The sequence below is a fragment of the Streptomyces sp. MnatMP-M17 genome (genome assembly GCF_900091995.1).
Classification (GTDB): Bacteria; Actinomycetota; Actinomycetes; order Streptomycetales; family Streptomycetaceae; genus Streptomyces.
In genome coordinates this window covers 17,961-34,783 of record NZ_FMDK01000408.1, presented here as the reverse complement: position 1 = coordinate 34,783, position 16,823 = coordinate 17,961, and the positions used below count along the sequence as shown (strand labels likewise).

Here is a 16,823-nt window from a genome sequence, read left to right as displayed (position 1 = left end):
CGCGCCGCCCGGCGCCCGCACCGTCCGCCAGGCGAGCAGCGCGCCCGCGATCCCGCCGCCGACGATCGCGACCCTCACGGCGTCACCCCTCATCCGCCCGTGCCGCCCGTGCCGCGATCACCCGCCGCAGATCGTGGGTGTGGTCCGCGGCCCGGCGGCGCAGCGTCACCGGGAGCCCGTCGAGCGCGATCATCCGCTGCGCCGATTCGAGCGTGCGGGGGGTGGCGGCGTAGCGCGGGTAGAGGAAGCGCAGCAGCAGGTCCAGCACCAGATCGCCGCGGCCCCGGGCGGCGGCGGGCATGTCCCGGAAGAACCGTTCGACGTACGGCTCGGTCAGCGCGCTCTGCTCGGGCTGCCAGAACCCCTCGGCCAGGGACCACAGTTCGTAGTTGGACAGGTCCGTGCCGCGCATGATCGCGTGCCACGCCGCCTCCTTGGCGGACGCCTCGGGCAGCGCCGCCCGGCACTTCGCCGCGAACTGCTCGGCCACGGCGCCCGGTCCGGCGTCCAGGGCCGCGGCGATGTCGGCCGTGTCCATCCCGCCCAGCACGGCCAGCCGGTAGCGGATGCGCCAGCTCATGTCGGTGTCGAGCTCCAGCCCCGGCGGCAGTCCGTCGCCGGCCAGCCAGCCGGACAGCTCCATGGTGTCCGAGGTGAAGTCGACCAGCCCCCGGAAGAGGGTGATCAGCCGCTCGTCGTCGGAGTCGGTGCGGGCGAGCCGTTCGCGCAGGGCGGCGGCGACCCGGGCCGTCGCCGCGGGCCGCTCGTGCGGGGCGAGGAAGCGGTCGGCGACGTCGTGCCTGGCCTGTTCCAGGACCTCGGCCAGGATCGACAGCTCGGTCTCCTGACGGACCATGCCGCTGACCAGGGCCAGGTGGGCGGCGGCCGGGTACGTCCCGTCCTGGACGCCCAGCAGCAGCGCGCACCACACCATCGCCCGGTTCAGCGGGGACAGCCTGGCCAGCGTGTCCGGCAGAGCCGCCCTCGACACGGGATCGAAGCCGATCTTGGCGTAGGTCAGGTCGCCGTCGTTGAGGAGGAGGAACACCGGCGCCGGGCGGCCCATGAGCTCCGGCAGTTCGGTGCGCGCGCCGTCGATCCGGACCCGGACGGTGGTGCTGTCGTCGGCGTAGTAGAGGCCCACGTCCATGGTGTGCGGGCGCAGCACCGGGTGGCTGTCGGGGGCCCCTTGGAGGACGGCGGCGGCGGTGATGTGGCCGTCGGCGACGGTGAGTTCGGGGGTGAGGGTGTTCACGTTGGGGGTGTGCAGCCACTTCTCGGCCCAGTCGGTCAGGTCGGTGCCGGCCGCCTCGCCCATCGCGGCGAGGAAGTCCGCGAAGGTCGCGGTGGAGTAGGCGTGCCGGTCGAAGTATGTCCGCAGTCCGGCGGTCAGGGCGTCGTCGCCGATGTGCGCGGCGAGCTGGCGCAGCGCCGAGTGGCCCTTGAAGTACGAGATCCGGTCCAGCTCCAGCTGCACCGTGCGCACGTCGGGGCCCTCGATGCTGACCGGGTGGGTGGAGGGCCGCTGGTCGGGCAGGTAGGCCTGGCCCTTGCGGCGCGCGGCGAACGTCGTGGGCGGCCCGGGGAAGCGGGTGACCTCGCTGGTGACGCGGTGCGCCATGTAGTCGGCGAGGGACTGGCCCAGCCACAGGTCGTTCCACCAGGCGTTGGTCACCAGTCCGGCGAGCCACAGCAGGGAGATGCCGTGGGCGAGGACGACGGCCCTGGTCTCGCGCTCGCTGTCGGCGGCGGCCGAGCTGAACAGGTACTGCTCGCGCAGCAGTACGCAGCCGGGGTGGTCCAGCGACAGGACGCTGAACTCGGGCACGAAGACCTGGTCGAGCTTGGCGAAGGGGTGCCCCACGCCGAACAGTGCGGTGTACGCGTCCAGGCACTGGGCGGTGATCTCGAAGACCTCGTCGACGTCGGTCTTGAGCGAGTCGGCGAGCGAGGCCCGGCAGTGCAGCCCGAGCGGTATGCCGTTGTGCTCGGTCCGGAAGGAGGCGTACGGCCCGGCGACGAGGGCGGTGAGATAGGTGGCGAGCGCCGGTGACTCGGTGAGCCGCCAGCGGCCCGGGCCGGTCCGGACGGCCTCGCTGTTGCCGAGCACCTGCCAGGTCTCGGGGACCGTCAGCTCGAACTCGTACGGGGCCTTCAAGTCGGGCTGGTCGAAACAGGCGAAGACGCGGGGCGCGTTGTCGACGTAGACGAAGGAATACACATAGGTCTCGCCGTCGGCCGGATCGACATAGCGGTGGAGCCCTTCGCACTCATTCGAGTAGCTCATGTCGGCCACCACGACGAGTTCGTTCTCGGCGTCGAGTCCGGTCAGTGGAAACCTGCCGTCCGAAAATTCTGCGGCATCCAGTTCCCGGCCGTTGAGCGTGATGGACCGAAGCATCTTCGGCTCGATGTCCAAGAAGGTTTCCGACCCGGGCTCCCGGGCGTCGAAGCGGATTTTCGTCGTCGAGCGGAAAGTGTCCGATCCGGAAGTCAGATCGAGGTCGACACAATAGGCGCGGACCAGAAGCAGAGAACCACGTTCCCGTGCTTCCTCGCGGGTCAGACTTGGCATACGACCTTCCTTTCGCGAGAGGCGAAAGAATCGTCGTACGACCCGGTTCGAGCGTCAAGGAGAGCATAAGAATGCCGATGGCCGGGAACCTATTCTGGTCCCGGCCATCGGCATTCCCCTGGGGCGCGCATCACGCCTCTTTCCGTTGGCCTTCCAGCTCTCTCGCTATATTCAGCCAGATCTCCCCACAGGATCGAGCCACGGCCGCGATCTCATTGACCCAGTGCGGGGGCACCCCCTCGACGCCGGCCACCACGTCCCGCGTGCCGATCGTGTGCGTGTCGTACCAGCGGAAGAGGGTCCTGCCCGATTCCGAGTACCGCAGCAGGGGGTCCTGGAGCAGCTTGGCGCGCAGCACCGGCCAGTCGGTGGGCACGAGGACGGGCGGCCGCTGGCGGACGGCGGACTGCTGCTCACCGACCGTTCGGTCGGCGGTTGGCTCGAGTGTGCCCTCGTCCTCGGACACGGCATCCTGTCCGGCCAGACGCAGCTTCGGCGGGAGCGGATCGGCACCCCGCTGGATCCGCTGGCGGACATCGCGTGCGGTGGCCACCGAAACCCCGGCCTGACGTGCCACTTCACGCAGCGGCATCTCCGGATAGGCCGCGACCACCTCGCTGGCGCGCAGCCGGCCCTGGCTGTAGTTGACCGGCCGGTACCTGCCGTCCCGACCCAAACGCACGTTCAACTGCGTCTGGTTCGCAGTTGAACGCTCCATGATCGTCCTGCGCAGCGCGGCCACGGTTCTCGCGGCGAGCCCGGTCACCGCGGCGACGGCCCGGTCGGACCAGTGCGGCTGCGCGGCGAGCACCCGGCGTGCCGCCGCCTCGCGGTCGGCCCGGGAAAGCGGCAGGCCGTGCGTGACGTTCTCCTGCACCGCGATGAGGAACATCAACTCCTCGGGACCCTCGAAGAACCGGACATCAATGGTCTCCTGGCCCTTCATCAACGCCGCCATGAGGCGATGCGATCCATCGATCACCCGCATCGAGGGGCGGTGCACAATTATCGGCGGCAGCGAGTGTTCGACATCCGCAAGAGTCTGGGCATGCGAATGATCCTCCCCTTCCAGACGGGGAGAGTCACCGGGTCGGATCGATTTCGTCGGGACGGATTCGACCGGACTCAATTCAACCGATAAACTGTGCCGCGACTCGGGCTGCCGACCGGGAATCTCATCACCATCCGCTTGACCCTCTTCATCAACAAGAGCCTCCCCCGTGTAATCCACTGCAGAATCCTCTCCCGAGAAATCGCCAACGCTCCCACCTGCGCTGTTCCTTGGAATACGGATCTCACTCGCCGTGCCACTTCTCTTTTACCGTGAAGCAGAGCAACAAGAATGCCGCCGGACTGCCGTGAAGGCTACTCCAGGGTCTGCGTGCTGTCACCTGCGATGCTGCATGACAGAACGATCGGGAATGTTTTCTTCGAGGGGCGACGCGAGCAACGTCATGTGATAGGCGTCACTTGAGTCGACGCAAGCGTTCGCGCAACGTCGCTTCCGTTGATTGATCTTGGTCGGGTAGGGTCTCCTGTTCGTGCACGTGATCACATAGCCGGGGACACTTTCCCGGAGCGGGTCCGGATGGGGCTGCTGACCAGGACGTTCACGCCGGAGCTGGTGCACGAGGCGGTCGAGGAGACCGGGGCGTGGGAGGAGCGCACGAAGGCGCTGCCGAGCACGCTGGTGGTGTACTTCACGCTGGTGATGTGGCTGTTCACCGGGCAGGGCTACGGCGGGGTGTCGCGCGAGCTGCTGGAGAACATCCCGCGTCGGCCGGGTGAGAAGTGGACGCGTCCGGCCCGGACCGGCTCGGTGACCAACTCGGTGACCAAGGCGCGTGCCCGGCTGGGGGCAGCCCCGCTGCGCTGGCTGTTCGGCCAGGTTGCCGGGGTGCAGGGCACGCCGGCGACGCCGGGGGTGTTCTGGCGCGGGCTGCGGCTTGTGTCGCTGGACGGCACGCTGTTCGACGTGCCCGCCTTCGACGCCAACACCGCCTACTTCGGCAGCGGTTCGAACGGCGGGCAAAAGGCGGGCTATCCGCAGGCGCGCATGGTGGCGCTCGGCGAGTGCGGCACCCACGCCCTGGTCGGCGCCGTCTTCGGGCCGTTCGCCACCGGCGAGCGCACCCTCGCGCACTGGCTGCCGCACCACCTGACAGCCGACATGCTGCTGCTGGCCGACCGCGGCTTTCCCTCCTTCGGCCTGTGGGAGAAGGCCGCCGCCACCGGGGCTGGGCTGCTGTGGCGCGTGTCGGACTCCTTCCGCCTGCCGCTGGTCAAAGCCCTGCCCGACGGCACCTACTGCTCCCGCCTGCGCGAGCAGCGCACCAAGCGCACGATCGATGTCCGCGTCATCGAGTACACGATCACCCGCACCGACGAACACGGCGAGACGACTTCGGAGTTGTTCTGCCTGATCACCACGCTCCTAGACCCGGACGCCGCGCCCGCGGCCGAGCTGGCGGAGCTGTATGCGAGGCGGTGGACCAGCGAAACGATCTACCGGCACATCAAGATCGAGCAGCGGGGCGGGCACACCGCCACCCTGCGCTCCAACAGCCCCGCCATGATCGAGCAGGAACTGTGGGCCATGCTCTGCGTCTACCAGGCCATCCGGCAGCTGATCACGGACACCGCTCATGAACATCACCTCCCACCTGGGCAGATCAGCTTCAAGAGCGCCCTGAACGCCGCCCGGCGCACCGTCGGCGCGGACTTTTCCCCCTCGTCGCCTGGCCGCCAAGACCCGTGAGGTCATGGCCGATCTCGCCCACCATGCCGTCCGCCCCCGGCCCGGACGCACCGCACCCCGCGCCACCAAACGCTCCGGCACCGGCTACCGCACCCTCCGCCCCGGCGAACCACCCACCAGCCGAGCCACCTACACGATCAACCTGATGCTCCTCGGCACGGAGCCACGGCCTGACGGCCTCTCACAAGCCACTTAAGAAGCGATGTTGGTAGCGGGCCAGAGTCCGGCCGAGCTTCTTCTCGTCCGCGGCTTCGGCGAGCTCGTTGACCAGGTTCGCCGTGGTTGTGTAGCGGACCTTCAGGCCGGCCTCGGCGATCGCGGTTCCCAGGCCGATCAGCAGGTGCGACTTTCCGGTCCCGGAATCACCGATGAGGCAGAGCGGCTGGCCGGAGGTGACCCATGACGGGTCCCCGAGGGCACTGACCTGTTCCGGGGTGATGTTCGGGTTCGCGTCGAAGTCGAAGTCTTCCAGCCGTTTGGGCCGGGGAAAGTTGGCCTCCCTCACAAGCCGGAGCTTCTTGCGCTCTTCCCGGTGGGCGCATTCGGCCTCCAGGAGGTCGGCAAGGCAGTCCTTGTAGCTGGCCCGTTCCCGCATCGCGTTGGAGGCCATGTCCTCGAACCGGGCACGGATCGTGGGCAGATGCAGAGTCCGGCAGGCTTCGTCGATGACGGTCTCGACGGCTCCCTGGGCGTCGGAGTCCTGGCGGGGTGAAGGGACATTGGATCCCGTCACGGTGGTCGTGCTCATGCGGAGGTGCCTTTCGTTCGGCCGGACAGCAGCTGGTCATAGGCGTCCACCGAGGGCGGTGGACGTTTGTCAGCGGGCAGTTGGGGTCTGCGGTCGGCCAGGGACAGCACCTGGGCGCCCGGTCCCGCCCAGGGCGGCAGTTCGTCCTCGTCCTCCAGGAGCGGTTCCGGATCACAGGCTGCCGCCTCCGCCTTGCGGGCCTCGATGACCACGACGTCCGGACTCGCGGAGCCCGCTTTCACCGCCGCGGCGATCCCGATCTGCATGGCCTCCGTGGGCAGCCGGCGGTGCAGCAGCAGGACCTCGATCAGAGCCCGTGTTCCCGCAGCGTCCCCGTGGGCGGCCCTGGCCGCAGCCCAGAACGCCTCGTGAACGGGCGTGAAGGTGCCCTCTGCCCTGGCGGCAGCCAGTGCGGTCGAACCGGCCAGAGCCCCGGGCTTGGCCAGCAGGATCTCCAGGTAGTGGTCGAGGTCGTCGCGGTAGTCGTAGCGCTTGGTCAGCCTCGGATGCCGGGCGACCACTTTGCGGCGTTCGAAGACCAGCAGCTCGTTGCCCCGCAGCAGGACACGGACCTGCTGGCCGATAAACCGGGCGGGAACCGAGTAGTGACACTGGCGGACCGTGATCCTGCTGGACCGGTCGACCTTCGGCGTCAGGGTGACCCCGCACTCGAAGTCCTCCGCCGGCAGCGGCGCCAGCTCGTCGACTTCCACGCGGAAGTTGAAGCCGATCGAGGTGAGCTTGCCCCGCAGGAGCCGGTCGTCCTCGACCTCGTCGATCTTGGCGAGCGTGGCGTTCAGCTCCTCCAGAGAGGCCACGTCGGGAACCGGGACCAGGTGAGCTCGGCGGAACCGGCCGCCTTCCTGCTCGACCCCGCCCTTCTCGTGGGCGCCTTCCTGACCAGGGATGCAGTAGAAGGCTTCAAAGCCGTAGTGCGACCTGAACGCGGTCCACCGGTCCGACTCGATGCGGTTGCGGCCAGTGCAGACCTGCCTCACCGCAGGCTTGAGGTTGTCGTATCGAATATGCCGGGTCGGGACTCCGCCAAGCACTCTGAACGCTTCGACGTGCCCTTCCATGAACGCTTCCTGGGCCTGAGAGGCGAACACGCGGTGGACAGCCTTGCCCGAGTGTGACAGCCGCAGTGTGAACAGCTGGCACTTCACCGCCGTTCCCGCCAGACGCACCCAGACCTCGGCGAAGTCGACCTCGGCTTCCTCACCGGGCAGATGGACTTGAGGAACCATGCCCTCCATGTGCTGCCGTCCGCGGCGGGCCTCGGCTTCGATCTGAGGCCGGCGGACGATGAGGTAGTCGCAGATCGTCGAGTACGACGCGCTATCGAATCCGTACTCGGTCGCCAGCCGCTGCTGGACACGACGAGCAGTGTGCTTCTGCTTCCGCGGAGCGGTCTGGTCCTCCCAGAGCATGGCGTCGATCCACCGCTTCGCCGGATCGAGCACCGTCACCCGCCGCTTCGGGGTCTTTCTCGGAGGAGGTACGGCCGACTGAAGCGCCTGACGCACAGTCCGCCGGTGGGTCCCGTACTTCTCAGCCAGCGCGCGCTGGGACATCGAGGGATCAAGACGTCTGTCCTGCGGATATTTGCGAACAGTTCGACCCGCGACGAACCCACCCCGGCCTCCCGACATGACCGTGCATCCGAACGACACGGCCTCCGACATGACCGTGAACGACGGACCACACCATGTCGTCGCGAGGCGGACGGCCCAGAGCATTCACTCCAACGTGGGCACGTCGCCCCCGACAGGCGGGTGGGGCCAAATCAAGGGTCTGGCACAAGTTCCGTGAGCCGGTTACTCCATGCAGTTGTTAATCTCTCTGCGGAGGGTTGGGAACTCGCCTCGAAACCGCTCCTCGTGCGGGTGGTGCGGCTGACATTCGGTGGCCGTGAACGAGATGTTGTCCAAGCTGCGCGCGCTGCTGTTCCCGTCGGTCCCCGACATCGCGGTCGTGGCCGTAGGCACAGACGGCGAGGCGATACGGATCGAGGCGCGATGCACGCAGGTTGGAGCCGCCTGCCCTGACTGCGCCCAGTGGACAGAACAGGTCCACAGCTCTTACCTGCGGTTTCCGGCTGATCTGCCCGCTGCCGGGCGGAGAGCGCAACTCGCCTTGCGGGTCCGACGGTTCTTCTGCCGGGCCACTGCATGCGGTCGGCGGGCGTTCGTGGAGCAGGTGCCGGGGCTGACCCGCCGCCACGGCCGGGTCACCGAGCGGCTGCGGCAGACGATGAGCGCGATCGGGCTGGCCCTGGCGGGCCGTGCCGGTGCCCGCCTATCCCAAGTCATGGGCATCACCACCAGCCGCACCACGCTGCTGCGCCGGGTGATGGACCTGCCCGACCCGGCCGCGACCCAGCCCCGGGCCGTCTGCGTGGACGACTTCGCGCTGCGGCGCGGACATGTCTACGGAACGGTCGTGATCGACGCCGAGACCCACCAGGTCCTCGACCTGCTGCCCGAACGCGACGCCGCCAGCCTCGCCCCGTGGCTCGCGGCCCACCCGGGAATCGAGGTCGTCTGCCGCGACCGTGCCGGCGCCTACGCTGAAGCGGCCGACACCGCCGCGCCCCAAGCTCTCCAGGTCGCCGACCGGTTCCATCTCTGGCAGAACCTCGCTTCCGCGGTCGAGAAGACCGTCGCCGCCCACCGCTCGTGCCTGCGCGACCTGCCACCACCCGCCCCGGAACCCGAGCCCGCGTGGGAGACGCCCGTAGCGGCGGCAACCGGCGCAGACACCGATCCGGACGATCCCGATCCGACCGGCAGGTTCGCCGAACGGGCTCGCGCCCACCACGCCCTCGTCCACGAACTCCTCGCCCAGGGCATGAGTCTGCGGGGCGTCGCTCATCATCTGGGCTGGGGCCGGCACACCGTGCAGCGGTACGCCCGAGCCGCCCGCTGGCAGGACATGGTCAAGGGCCGCAAGCGCCAACTCCCCAGCAAACTCGACCCGTTCAAGCCCTACCTGGCCCAACGCTGGACCGAAACTGAAGGGAACGTGACCATCCTCTCTCTTCACCGGGAGATCACCGACCGAGGCTTCCGCGGCCACTACTCCCTCGTCCGCGACTGGATCCGGCGCGACCTGCCCCAGCGAGAAGGCTTCACACCCGCTCCACCACCACCGTCGGTACGGCAGGTGACCGGCTGGCTCACTCGACACCCCGCCCCCCTCACGGAAGAGGAGAAACTCCGCCGCAAGGCCGTGCTCGACCGCTGCCCGGAACTGGCCTCCGCCGCAGAGCTGACGAGCTCGCTCGCGGAGATGCTCACCACCCTCAGCGGCGACCGTCTGCCCGAGTGGATCACCGAGGCGACCGACGCCGGCCTGCCCGGCATCAGCAGCTTCGCCACGGGTCTGATGAGCGACTTCGACGCGGTGACCGCCGGACTGACCGCCGAATGGAACTCCGGCCCGGTCGAAGGAGCAGTCAACCGGATCAAGATGCTCAAACGGCAGATGTTCGGCCGCGCCGGCTTCGCACTCCTGCGGAAGCGAGTCCTCCTCGCCCCGTGACGGGAACCGCAGATCAGGCAGCGGTCTTGACCGCGACGCGGGCGAGGAGCCTGGCACGCACGGACGGCCATTCGTCCGCAAGCACGCTGTAATACAGCGAATCACGGCGCGTGCCGTCCTGGCGCACCATGTGACTGCGCAGCGTCCCCTCATAGACCAGCCCCAGCCGCGTCAGGGCCTGCTGGGACCGCACGTTGAGGTTGTCGGTCCGCAAGGCGACCCGGGCAAGACCCAGACTGTCGAAGGCGTATCCGAACAGCAGAAGCTTGGACTCGGCATTGTAGGGACCACCCCAGCAAGAGCGGTCGAACCAGGTCGCACCGACCTCAGCCCGGCTCGCGGCGAGATCGAGCTCATACAGACTGGTCGAACCGATCACGGCGTTGTCCGTCAGGCGCTGAACAGCGAAGCACCGCCGGGCTCGATCCGCCAGCATCTGAGCGATCATTGCCCGCATCTCTAACGGGGAGTCGGGGCGAGGCCGAGGCATCCACCGCCAGACCTCGGGATCCGACGCAGAGGGGAACAGTGCTTCTGCATGCTCGACAGACAGCGGGATGAGACGGACAGCGGTGCCGGGGAGAGAGTCGTTGCTCATCACTGCACCGTAGCCTCGGAATCACTGCGCCACAGCGACATGGAGATCACGTTGCCTCCGTCACGCACAGCAACCGCGTCACGGAACTTGTGCCAGACCCCCACACCCCTCAGGAACGCAGTCAGGGCCGGTCTCCCGTGAAGGGAAACCGGCCCTGACCTGCTGTAACGAAGTCGGGGTGGCGGGATTTGAACCCACGACCTCTTCGTCCCGAATGAGGTTCGGGCCCGATCGACAGCGGCTAAGTCGCTGTTTTGCCTGGTCAGAGCGTTGGGTGGCGGGGTCTCGGGTGGTCTCGAAGGGCGGGGAGCGGTCGGCTCCCAGATGGCTCTCAGTCCTGTTGCCCGTTCGCCAACTTTCAGCCGTGCAGTGCGGCCACCGTAGCGACGAGCCCCTGCAGGATGGTGATGGCGGATGCCACGGCGCCGACGGCCAGGCCGAGGGCTTCCAGGTTCTCCGTGATGTGCCGCCGGTCAACGGCTCTGGACAGTGCGTCCGGACTCGCTTCGCTGGCCGCCCTACGTCCGCCTGCGGCGCCGAAGCAGATCTGGCGCGTCATCGCATCCGATATGACAAGACCACGACCACCTACCTGCTTGGACCCACATCGCAGCCGTCCCCCCTTCTTCTTGAGGTGCTCCAACCGGAACCAGCAGATTGAATGTAGAAAACAGAAGAAATTCACCGCTCGTGCTTGGAGAATGTGTCGCATGGTCGCGATCATCCGTACCGATGAGGCAGAGGAAAAGTATCTGGATTCTCTTTGGGAAGAGAGGTCGGACGGGTATTATCCGCGATGGGTCACTACGCAGTCACTACGCAGCCGTATAAATACTGGCAAGGTTCTCATATCACTCTTATAGTGACTGGCTCGACATCCAAGGATCCGAGAGTGTCTTGGATTGCTCGGGTAGCCAAGACGTTCGGCGCTGGCGACGATCTGAAGCGGCGAGTGGAAGTCGTCATGCCCTACCGTCTACGTCGGCCTCTCCCGTGGGCTTCGCTGGTTGATTCCGCCCCAAAGCAATGTCATGGATATTTGTCGCGAAATGGAGCGCTGCCGGAGAGAACGGGGAAGCGTCTGCTTGCGGCTCTGACTGGGGCTGCCGGAGACGTCGCCCCGCACCTCGCTCGCCTCGGAACGGTTGATGGCGGCATACCGATAGAAACACGGTCTGACGAAGTCTTGCAACAAACGCGCGACGCCACACTCGCATCCGTCAGGATGGCGGGCTTCGATCCGGGCCACATAGCCGGCTGGTCCCTTTCGGGGAGTCCGAACCAATCGTTCATCGAGCGCATTCAGCATCAAGACGGCCCATCTCATGAAGATGACATGATCACACATGATGCGCACCGGTTCCGCGATTGCCTCGGCCCTGAAGACTGGCTGAACCGATCGGCTTTTAGACGTTGTCTCACGTGGCAAGTTCCGTCGGCTTCTTGTGGCAGCTCGGGGCACTGGCTATGGCCAGACTTCGGCTCTTCCGGTCGTTGCGGTCCACGTACGGGATCTTGAGGCCGTGAGTAGTCCATGGCAGGCTAATGCCGCATGATCGATGAATTCGCGAAGGACAACCTGCACGGGAGACTGCGGCGGGACCGCGAGGCGCTGCTCTGGAAACTCGACGGCTTGTCCGAATACGACGCCCGCCGACCTCTGACGGCGACCGGGACCAACCTTCTTGGCCTGGTCAAACACGTGGCCACCGTCGAGGCCAGGTACTTCGGCGAGGTCTTCGACCGCCCTTCCCCGGAACCGCTGTCCCGGTGGCAGGACTCCGACGGCAGTGATCAGTGGGCGGCTGAGGATGAGACCCGCGATCAGATCATCGGGTTCTACCGGCGCACGTGGGAACACTCGGACGCGACGGTCAACGAGCTTCCCCTCGACGCCCCCGGCCACGTGCCGTGGTGGCCGGAGCCGTATGCCAACACGAACCTGTTCGCCATCATGGTCCACGTCCTCGGCGAGACCAACCGGCATGCCGGGCACGCCGACATCCTGCGCGAAGACGTCGATGGCCGAACCGGGATGCGGCCCGAACACGAGATGCAGATCGATGAGGAAGCCCGCAACGCCCACTACGCGAAGATCGAGCAGGCCGCCAGATCGGCCGCATCGGTCAAAGCATAGAGGGCTGTGCCACGTGACTTGATGTTCGAGCGGCATGATGGCGGCTGTGAGGGCTGATCTGTCGAAGCGTCTGGTTCGTGATGAGCTCTGGGAACTGGTCGCCCCGCTACTGCCGTCGTTCGCGGCTCGACCGCAAGGTGGCGGGACCGCTCCGCGTGACGAGCGGGCGGTGTTCACGGCTGTGGTATGCGTACTGACGAGTGCGTGTGCGTGGCGGTATCTGCCGGAATCGTTCGGTGTATCGCCGGCCACCGCGCACCGTCGGCTCAGCGTGTGGACCGAGGTCGGGTTGTGGCGCAGGCTGCCGGGCGGTGCTGGACGAACTCGGCGCCAGGGGCGAGTTGGACTGGTCGTCCGCGATCGTCGATGCCGCGTCGGTGCGGGCAAATGGGGGCTCGCTGACCGGGCCGAATCCGGTCGATGCGGTAAGAAGGGCAGCAAATTACACGTGCTGTCCGAGGGGCAGGGCCTGCCGCTGGTCGTGGCGGTGTCGGGTGCGAACCTGCACGACAGCCAGGCGTTCAAGGCGCTCATCCTGGGGATACCGGCCATCCGCTCCCGGCGCGGACCCCGCCGCAGCCGACCGGTCAAGGTCCGCGCGGATAAGGCGTATTACTCCGCGGAACAGATGCGCTGGCTCCGAGATCGCCGCCTCGTTCCTCGGATCGCCCGGCCCGGCATCGAGTCCGGTGAGCGCCTTGGCCGGCACCGCTGGAAGATCGAGCGGTCGATCGCCTGGCTCTTCGGCTACCGCCGCCTCACTGTCCGGTACGAGCGAAAAGGCAGCCACTTCCTTGCCTTCCTCGGCCTCGCCGCAGCCCTCACCTGCTACAAGAGACTCGCAAAACTCGCCACGTGAGACATCCTCTTACTCGTTTCAGTCAAGGGGCGCAGCGTCTTGTTATTTACAATGCGAACCGCAAAGCGGCAGAACAAACCCTCGGGGTTGATCTCATATATTTTCACGAGACGCGAGATAGTTTCGTTCTCGTACAATATAAGCGGATGACTCGCCAGGGGAACTCAGAATGGAGATACTATCCGAATAGTAACGGTAATCTGCAGGATCAGCTTGAGCGGATGCGGGCGATTGATGAGGAGTGCGCCAAGCTAAGTCTGGAAACAGATGACTATCGACTTAACTCAAGGCCGTCATGGTTCAAGCTCTGCGATGGTAACTCGATCCTCCCGGACGCGAAGAAGCTCACGCCTGGTATGTACCTCGCTCGGGAGTACTTTGACCAGCTCTCTGCGCGGGCCAACTCTCCAGGTCAAGCGAAAGCATTCAGTCGCAAGACCGTTGAACGGTACCTGGATAATACCGAATTCGCCGAGCTTGTTGCTGGGGGATGGATTGGAACCAGCGGCTATGAGAGTGCCGGAGTCCAAGAGCAGCTTGAAGTCATTCTCGCTGGTGGTCGTGAAGTCGTATTTGCGGCTGTAACTGGCAACACCCCATCCAAGAGTCAGCGCCTTCGGGCACGCCGCGAAGGGAGAGCGACGAAACGGCGATGAGCCCAGTGACTACGAGGATGGGTGCGTACGCGACGGCCTGGTTTCACATGCCTGCCTTCCAATTCCGAATGGACTGGTCGAGATGCGAACGTAGCCGAGCCGACGCGTCCTTGCCCGGCAACAGCTCGTCGTACGTCTCGCTGGGCTTGTTCGCGATGAGCGCGGCCAGATTGGACGAGCTCTTCGACGGGAACACCAGGGAGCAGCGCTTCTGGCCAAGTTCCGTGGACAACCCCAGGAACGCGCGGCCGATTCCGAGTCCGGGTGAGGTGCTGTAGTTCTTCGCCTCGATCGAGGCGATCAGCCCCCTGCTGTGCCGAGGATGGACTGCACCCCGGCGGCTGCGCTCCGCCTCCAAATAGTCGATGACGGCTACATCACATTCATGCGCAACCCGCGAGCTGCCGAGGACGTACACGCCGAGGTGGATCTCCAACTGCTTCTGCAGACCGGGGAAGGTCACCAGCGCGTAGGTGAAGTCGCCCGACCACAGGTTCCCCGGGGCCCGGCGGAACCGGAGAGCCGAGGCGGGGGTGCTGCCATTCTGCGTCAGCAGCACCGTGCCTCCGGCGGACTGTGCCGCCTCCAGGGCCAGAACCAGCAGCGAAGCCTCGTAGAGGTCGGACTCGTCCGCGTCGTTCCTGTAGACCTGGCTCAGGACACCGATCGCCTTCTCAATGGCGAGGATGAGGTCGCTCCTGCTCATCGGGCACGCTCCGGCTGCATCTCGTCGAGGCCCTCGGAGAGGAGGTCATGCACGGTCGCCAACACGGCCCGGGCATGCTCCGTTTCCTCAGGAAGGTAGATGAAGGACGGGTTCTCCTCCTCGGGGTCACCGAATCGGATTTCCTGCTCCATGCCCCGCTCCATGGTCAGTTTCAGGGCCGCCCGCCGAGAGGCGTACATGGTCTCGGCAAGGGTGAGGAGTGCCTCCCGGATCAGTTCGACGCGTTCTTCCCCGCTGTACGGGATCACGGCGACGTCGGTCTTCCCGAGAGCCGGCAGATGAGCTTCCTCCAGCCGGCTGGCCCTCTCGTGCCTCTCCTCATGCCGGAGCTTCTGGCCGGACACTGCACGGCCCCGTTTGAGTTCCTGGTCCAACTGGGAAGCCAGATCTGGGAAGTCGGCCTTCAGCCGCTCCATGACGAATGCGTACTGCTCGCTCTCGACGCTCACTTCTCTCCTTGCTCGCCGTCCCGCGCGGTACGGCAGTCTCGTCGGACTCGTTGTCCGTGCTGGGGAACCTCGGCATCTCGCCGTGTGGACGGAAGATGTCCGTCAGCGTGTGATCGCGACGACCTCGACCGTGGCTCCCATGCCCTGGAGGGCGGTAGCCGCCTGAAGGAGCGAGACCTGGGCGAAAGCGAACAGGGAGTCGACGGTGATGGGCTTCCCTCCCTTGAGGAGGATCGCGAAGACAACGGTCGGTGCGCTCAGCGCGTCCATGAACGAGTCGCCGGAGCGGGTCTCGGCGAGACGGGCGAGGAACTTCTGGCGCACGTCTGCGTTGTACCGGAGAGACTCGATGGAGACCCGGCCCTGAGCGAACAGGTGGTTGAGGTCTGCGGTGCTCTTGTCTGCCTTCTTGACGTGGATGAGCTGGCCTTTGGGGCCAAGGAGGTCGCAGATCTCCAGCCCGCCGCCCTTGAACTTCTTGGTTCGGACGGTCTTCTTGTCAAGCAAGGTGTATCCGGCCTGCTTTGCCGCCTCCTCGTTGTACCAACCCTCGTCCTTGCCCTTGGGCCACGGGGGCAGGACGACCTTGGTGGGGCGGTCGAGTAGTTCCCGGATGCCGTCCTCTATCGCGCTGAGGTACTCCTCGCCCACCTCGTACCAGACGCCCTGCCAGTAGAAGTAGTGAGCAGCGCCTTCGACGACTTCGGCCGTCAACCAGCGGTGCGCCGCGACCTTGCGGCTGATCGGCTCCTCGGCGGCCTGCTCTCCGAACATCTGAACACGCATGTCCTTGAGCGTCTTCAGGCGGCTTCCCGCAGGCAGATCGCGGACAGAGGCGAGGATGTGGTCCAGTTCGAGCTCTTCCACGGCTTCCGCCTTCGTGCCCTTGGAAATGATGAAGGCGTCAGCGAAACCGAAGCGGTCCAGGCATTCACTCGGCGCGCTCAGGGCCATCCGCGGCACGTCCGGGTTGGCCAGCATCTCGTCGAGCTTGCTGTCTAGGCGTCGTACGAGTTCTGTCTTGCCTCTGCCCTTGAGGGAGCGGACACGGGCGACGAGGTCGAACCCGGGGAGCGGTTCGGGCTGATCGCAGATGTTCTCGATGGCGTTGAGGTCGCTCAGGAGTTCCGCCGGCGTGCGGGCGAGGGGAAGCCTGACGGAGTTGTCGCTGCCGGTGATGCGCGCGGAACGGTTGCCGTCCTGGGCGTAGGTGAGGGTGATACCGGAGACGGTCCCGGTGATCTTGCTGACTATGTCGCCGAACCGTTCGATGCCGAAGCCGCGGATGTGCTCGCCGCGCGTCGCGGTGTTCTCGTCGGTACGACCACGGGCGTCCACGAGGTGGTGGCGGACCAGGGTGATGCTGTTCTCGTCGAGGCAGCGGATGGCGAACTCCAGCCCGAAGCCGGAGTCGAGCCGGGACGATTCGATCAACAGATGCCCCATGCCATAGGTGAGGGCGTAGACGGATCGCTGGGTGCGGACCAGCAAGAGCCCCGCCGCCGTCCGGTTCTCCTCGTGAGCGGTGAGGCCGGTGAGTGACTCGGCGACCTCGCACCAAGCGCTACGGCCACGGGCGATGGTGCCGGTGACCAGGAGTCCTTGGAGGCCGCCGTGATCGAAAGGCACGGCCTTGAACCCCTCGCGGCTCAGGTAGTGCTCGGAAACGACGGTGTGCAGATCAAGGTCAGGGCCTTCCGGGGTCCTGATGCGGTACAAGGACGCCTTGTGGGTGGTCGGGGGCTTCTGGCTGCGGGCCATGGATGTCACCTT

13 protein-coding genes and 1 pseudogene are annotated in these 16,823 nt (G+C 66.3%); 5 read left to right on the top strand and 9 right to left on the bottom strand.

Translation table 11 applies throughout. The features are described from left to right. Positions 1-82: 82 nt before the first annotated feature. Positions 83-2,575: an aminopeptidase N gene (pepN, locus tag GA0115259_RS18955; protein ID WP_093598386.1), complete on the bottom strand. Its 2,493-nt coding sequence runs from the start codon at positions 2,573-2,575 to the stop codon at positions 83-85. Between the two features lie 130 nt (positions 2,576-2,705). Continuing rightward, complete coding sequence (locus GA0115259_RS18950; protein WP_107469215.1) at positions 2,706-3,806, bottom strand: ParB/RepB/Spo0J family partition protein; 1,101 nt, start codon at positions 3,804-3,806, stop codon at positions 2,706-2,708. 357 nt (positions 3,807-4,163) lie between these two features. Between GA0115259_RS18950 and GA0115259_RS18945 the strand changes: the two genes are divergently transcribed. Beyond that, positions 4,164-5,333 carry an IS4 family transposase gene (locus GA0115259_RS18945; RefSeq protein ID WP_093598380.1) on the top strand — a complete coding sequence of 390 codons (1,170 nt, stop codon included), beginning with the start codon at positions 4,164-4,166 and terminating at the stop codon, positions 5,331-5,333. Between the two features lie 181 nt (positions 5,334-5,514). Here GA0115259_RS18945 and GA0115259_RS18935 read toward each other — a convergent pair whose 3' ends face one another. After that, the gene (locus tag GA0115259_RS18935; RefSeq protein WP_093598374.1) at positions 5,515-6,081 is read right to left on the bottom strand and encodes an ATP-binding protein; all 567 of its coding nucleotides are present in this window, start codon (positions 6,079-6,081) and stop codon (positions 5,515-5,517) included. Next, positions 6,078-7,717 (bottom strand): annotated as a pseudogene (gene istA / locus GA0115259_RS18930) (IS21 family transposase). The gene GA0115259_RS18935 and the pseudogene istA overlap by 4 nt, the downstream one beginning before the upstream one ends. A 284-nt stretch (positions 7,718-8,001) precedes the next feature. Here istA and GA0115259_RS18925 point away from each other — a divergent pair. Then, the gene (locus tag GA0115259_RS18925; protein WP_202450131.1) at positions 8,002-9,624 is read left to right on the top strand and encodes an ISL3 family transposase; all 1,623 of its coding nucleotides are present in this window, start codon (positions 8,002-8,004) and stop codon (positions 9,622-9,624) included. Between the two features lie 13 nt (positions 9,625-9,637). On the opposite strand, the gene GA0115259_RS18920 is transcribed toward GA0115259_RS18925, so the two are convergent. Then, complete coding sequence (locus GA0115259_RS18920; RefSeq protein ID WP_093598367.1) at positions 9,638-10,222, bottom strand: GNAT family N-acetyltransferase; 585 nt, start codon at positions 10,220-10,222, stop codon at positions 9,638-9,640. A gap of 358 nt (positions 10,223-10,580) precedes the next feature. Next, positions 10,581-10,781 (bottom strand): hypothetical protein, encoded by a 201-nt coding sequence (locus GA0115259_RS18915; protein ID WP_093598364.1) that lies wholly within the window; start codon positions 10,779-10,781, stop codon positions 10,581-10,583. Positions 10,782-11,774: 993 nt separating this feature from the next. Here GA0115259_RS18915 and GA0115259_RS18910 point away from each other — a divergent pair. From GA0115259_RS18910 to GA0115259_RS39635, 3 genes are read left to right on the top strand one after another with little or no spacing between them, the layout of a single operon-like run. Then, positions 11,775-12,359, top strand: coding sequence for a DinB family protein (locus GA0115259_RS18910; RefSeq protein WP_093598361.1), 585 nt, complete (start codon positions 11,775-11,777; stop codon positions 12,357-12,359). A 46-nt stretch (positions 12,360-12,405) separates the two neighbouring features. Then, positions 12,406-13,218, top strand: coding sequence for an IS5 family transposase (locus GA0115259_RS18905; RefSeq protein WP_256098046.1), 813 nt, complete (start codon positions 12,406-12,408; stop codon positions 13,216-13,218). Next, on the top strand, positions 13,215-13,874 hold the full coding sequence (locus GA0115259_RS39635) for a hypothetical protein (protein ID WP_141716618.1): 660 nt from the start codon (positions 13,215-13,217) through the stop codon (positions 13,872-13,874). The genes GA0115259_RS18905 and GA0115259_RS39635 overlap by 4 nt, the downstream gene beginning before the upstream one ends. Positions 13,875-13,917: 43 nt before the next feature. On the opposite strand, the gene GA0115259_RS18900 is transcribed toward GA0115259_RS39635, so the two are convergent. The 3 genes from GA0115259_RS18900 to GA0115259_RS18890 form a co-directional block, all read right to left on the bottom strand. Then, positions 13,918-14,580, bottom strand: a complete 663-nt coding sequence (locus tag GA0115259_RS18900) for a hypothetical protein (protein ID WP_093598358.1) — start codon at positions 14,578-14,580, stop codon at positions 13,918-13,920. Continuing rightward, on the bottom strand, positions 14,577-15,050 hold the full coding sequence (locus tag GA0115259_RS18895; RefSeq protein WP_093598355.1) for a hypothetical protein: 474 nt from the start codon (positions 15,048-15,050) through the stop codon (positions 14,577-14,579). Before GA0115259_RS18895 ends, GA0115259_RS18900 begins: the two co-directional genes overlap by 4 nt. 102 nt (positions 15,051-15,152) lie before the next feature. Further along, positions 15,153-16,811, bottom strand: a complete 1,659-nt coding sequence (locus GA0115259_RS18890) for a DUF6119 family protein (protein ID WP_093598352.1) — start codon at positions 16,809-16,811, stop codon at positions 15,153-15,155. Positions 16,812-16,823 lie beyond the last annotated feature (12 nt).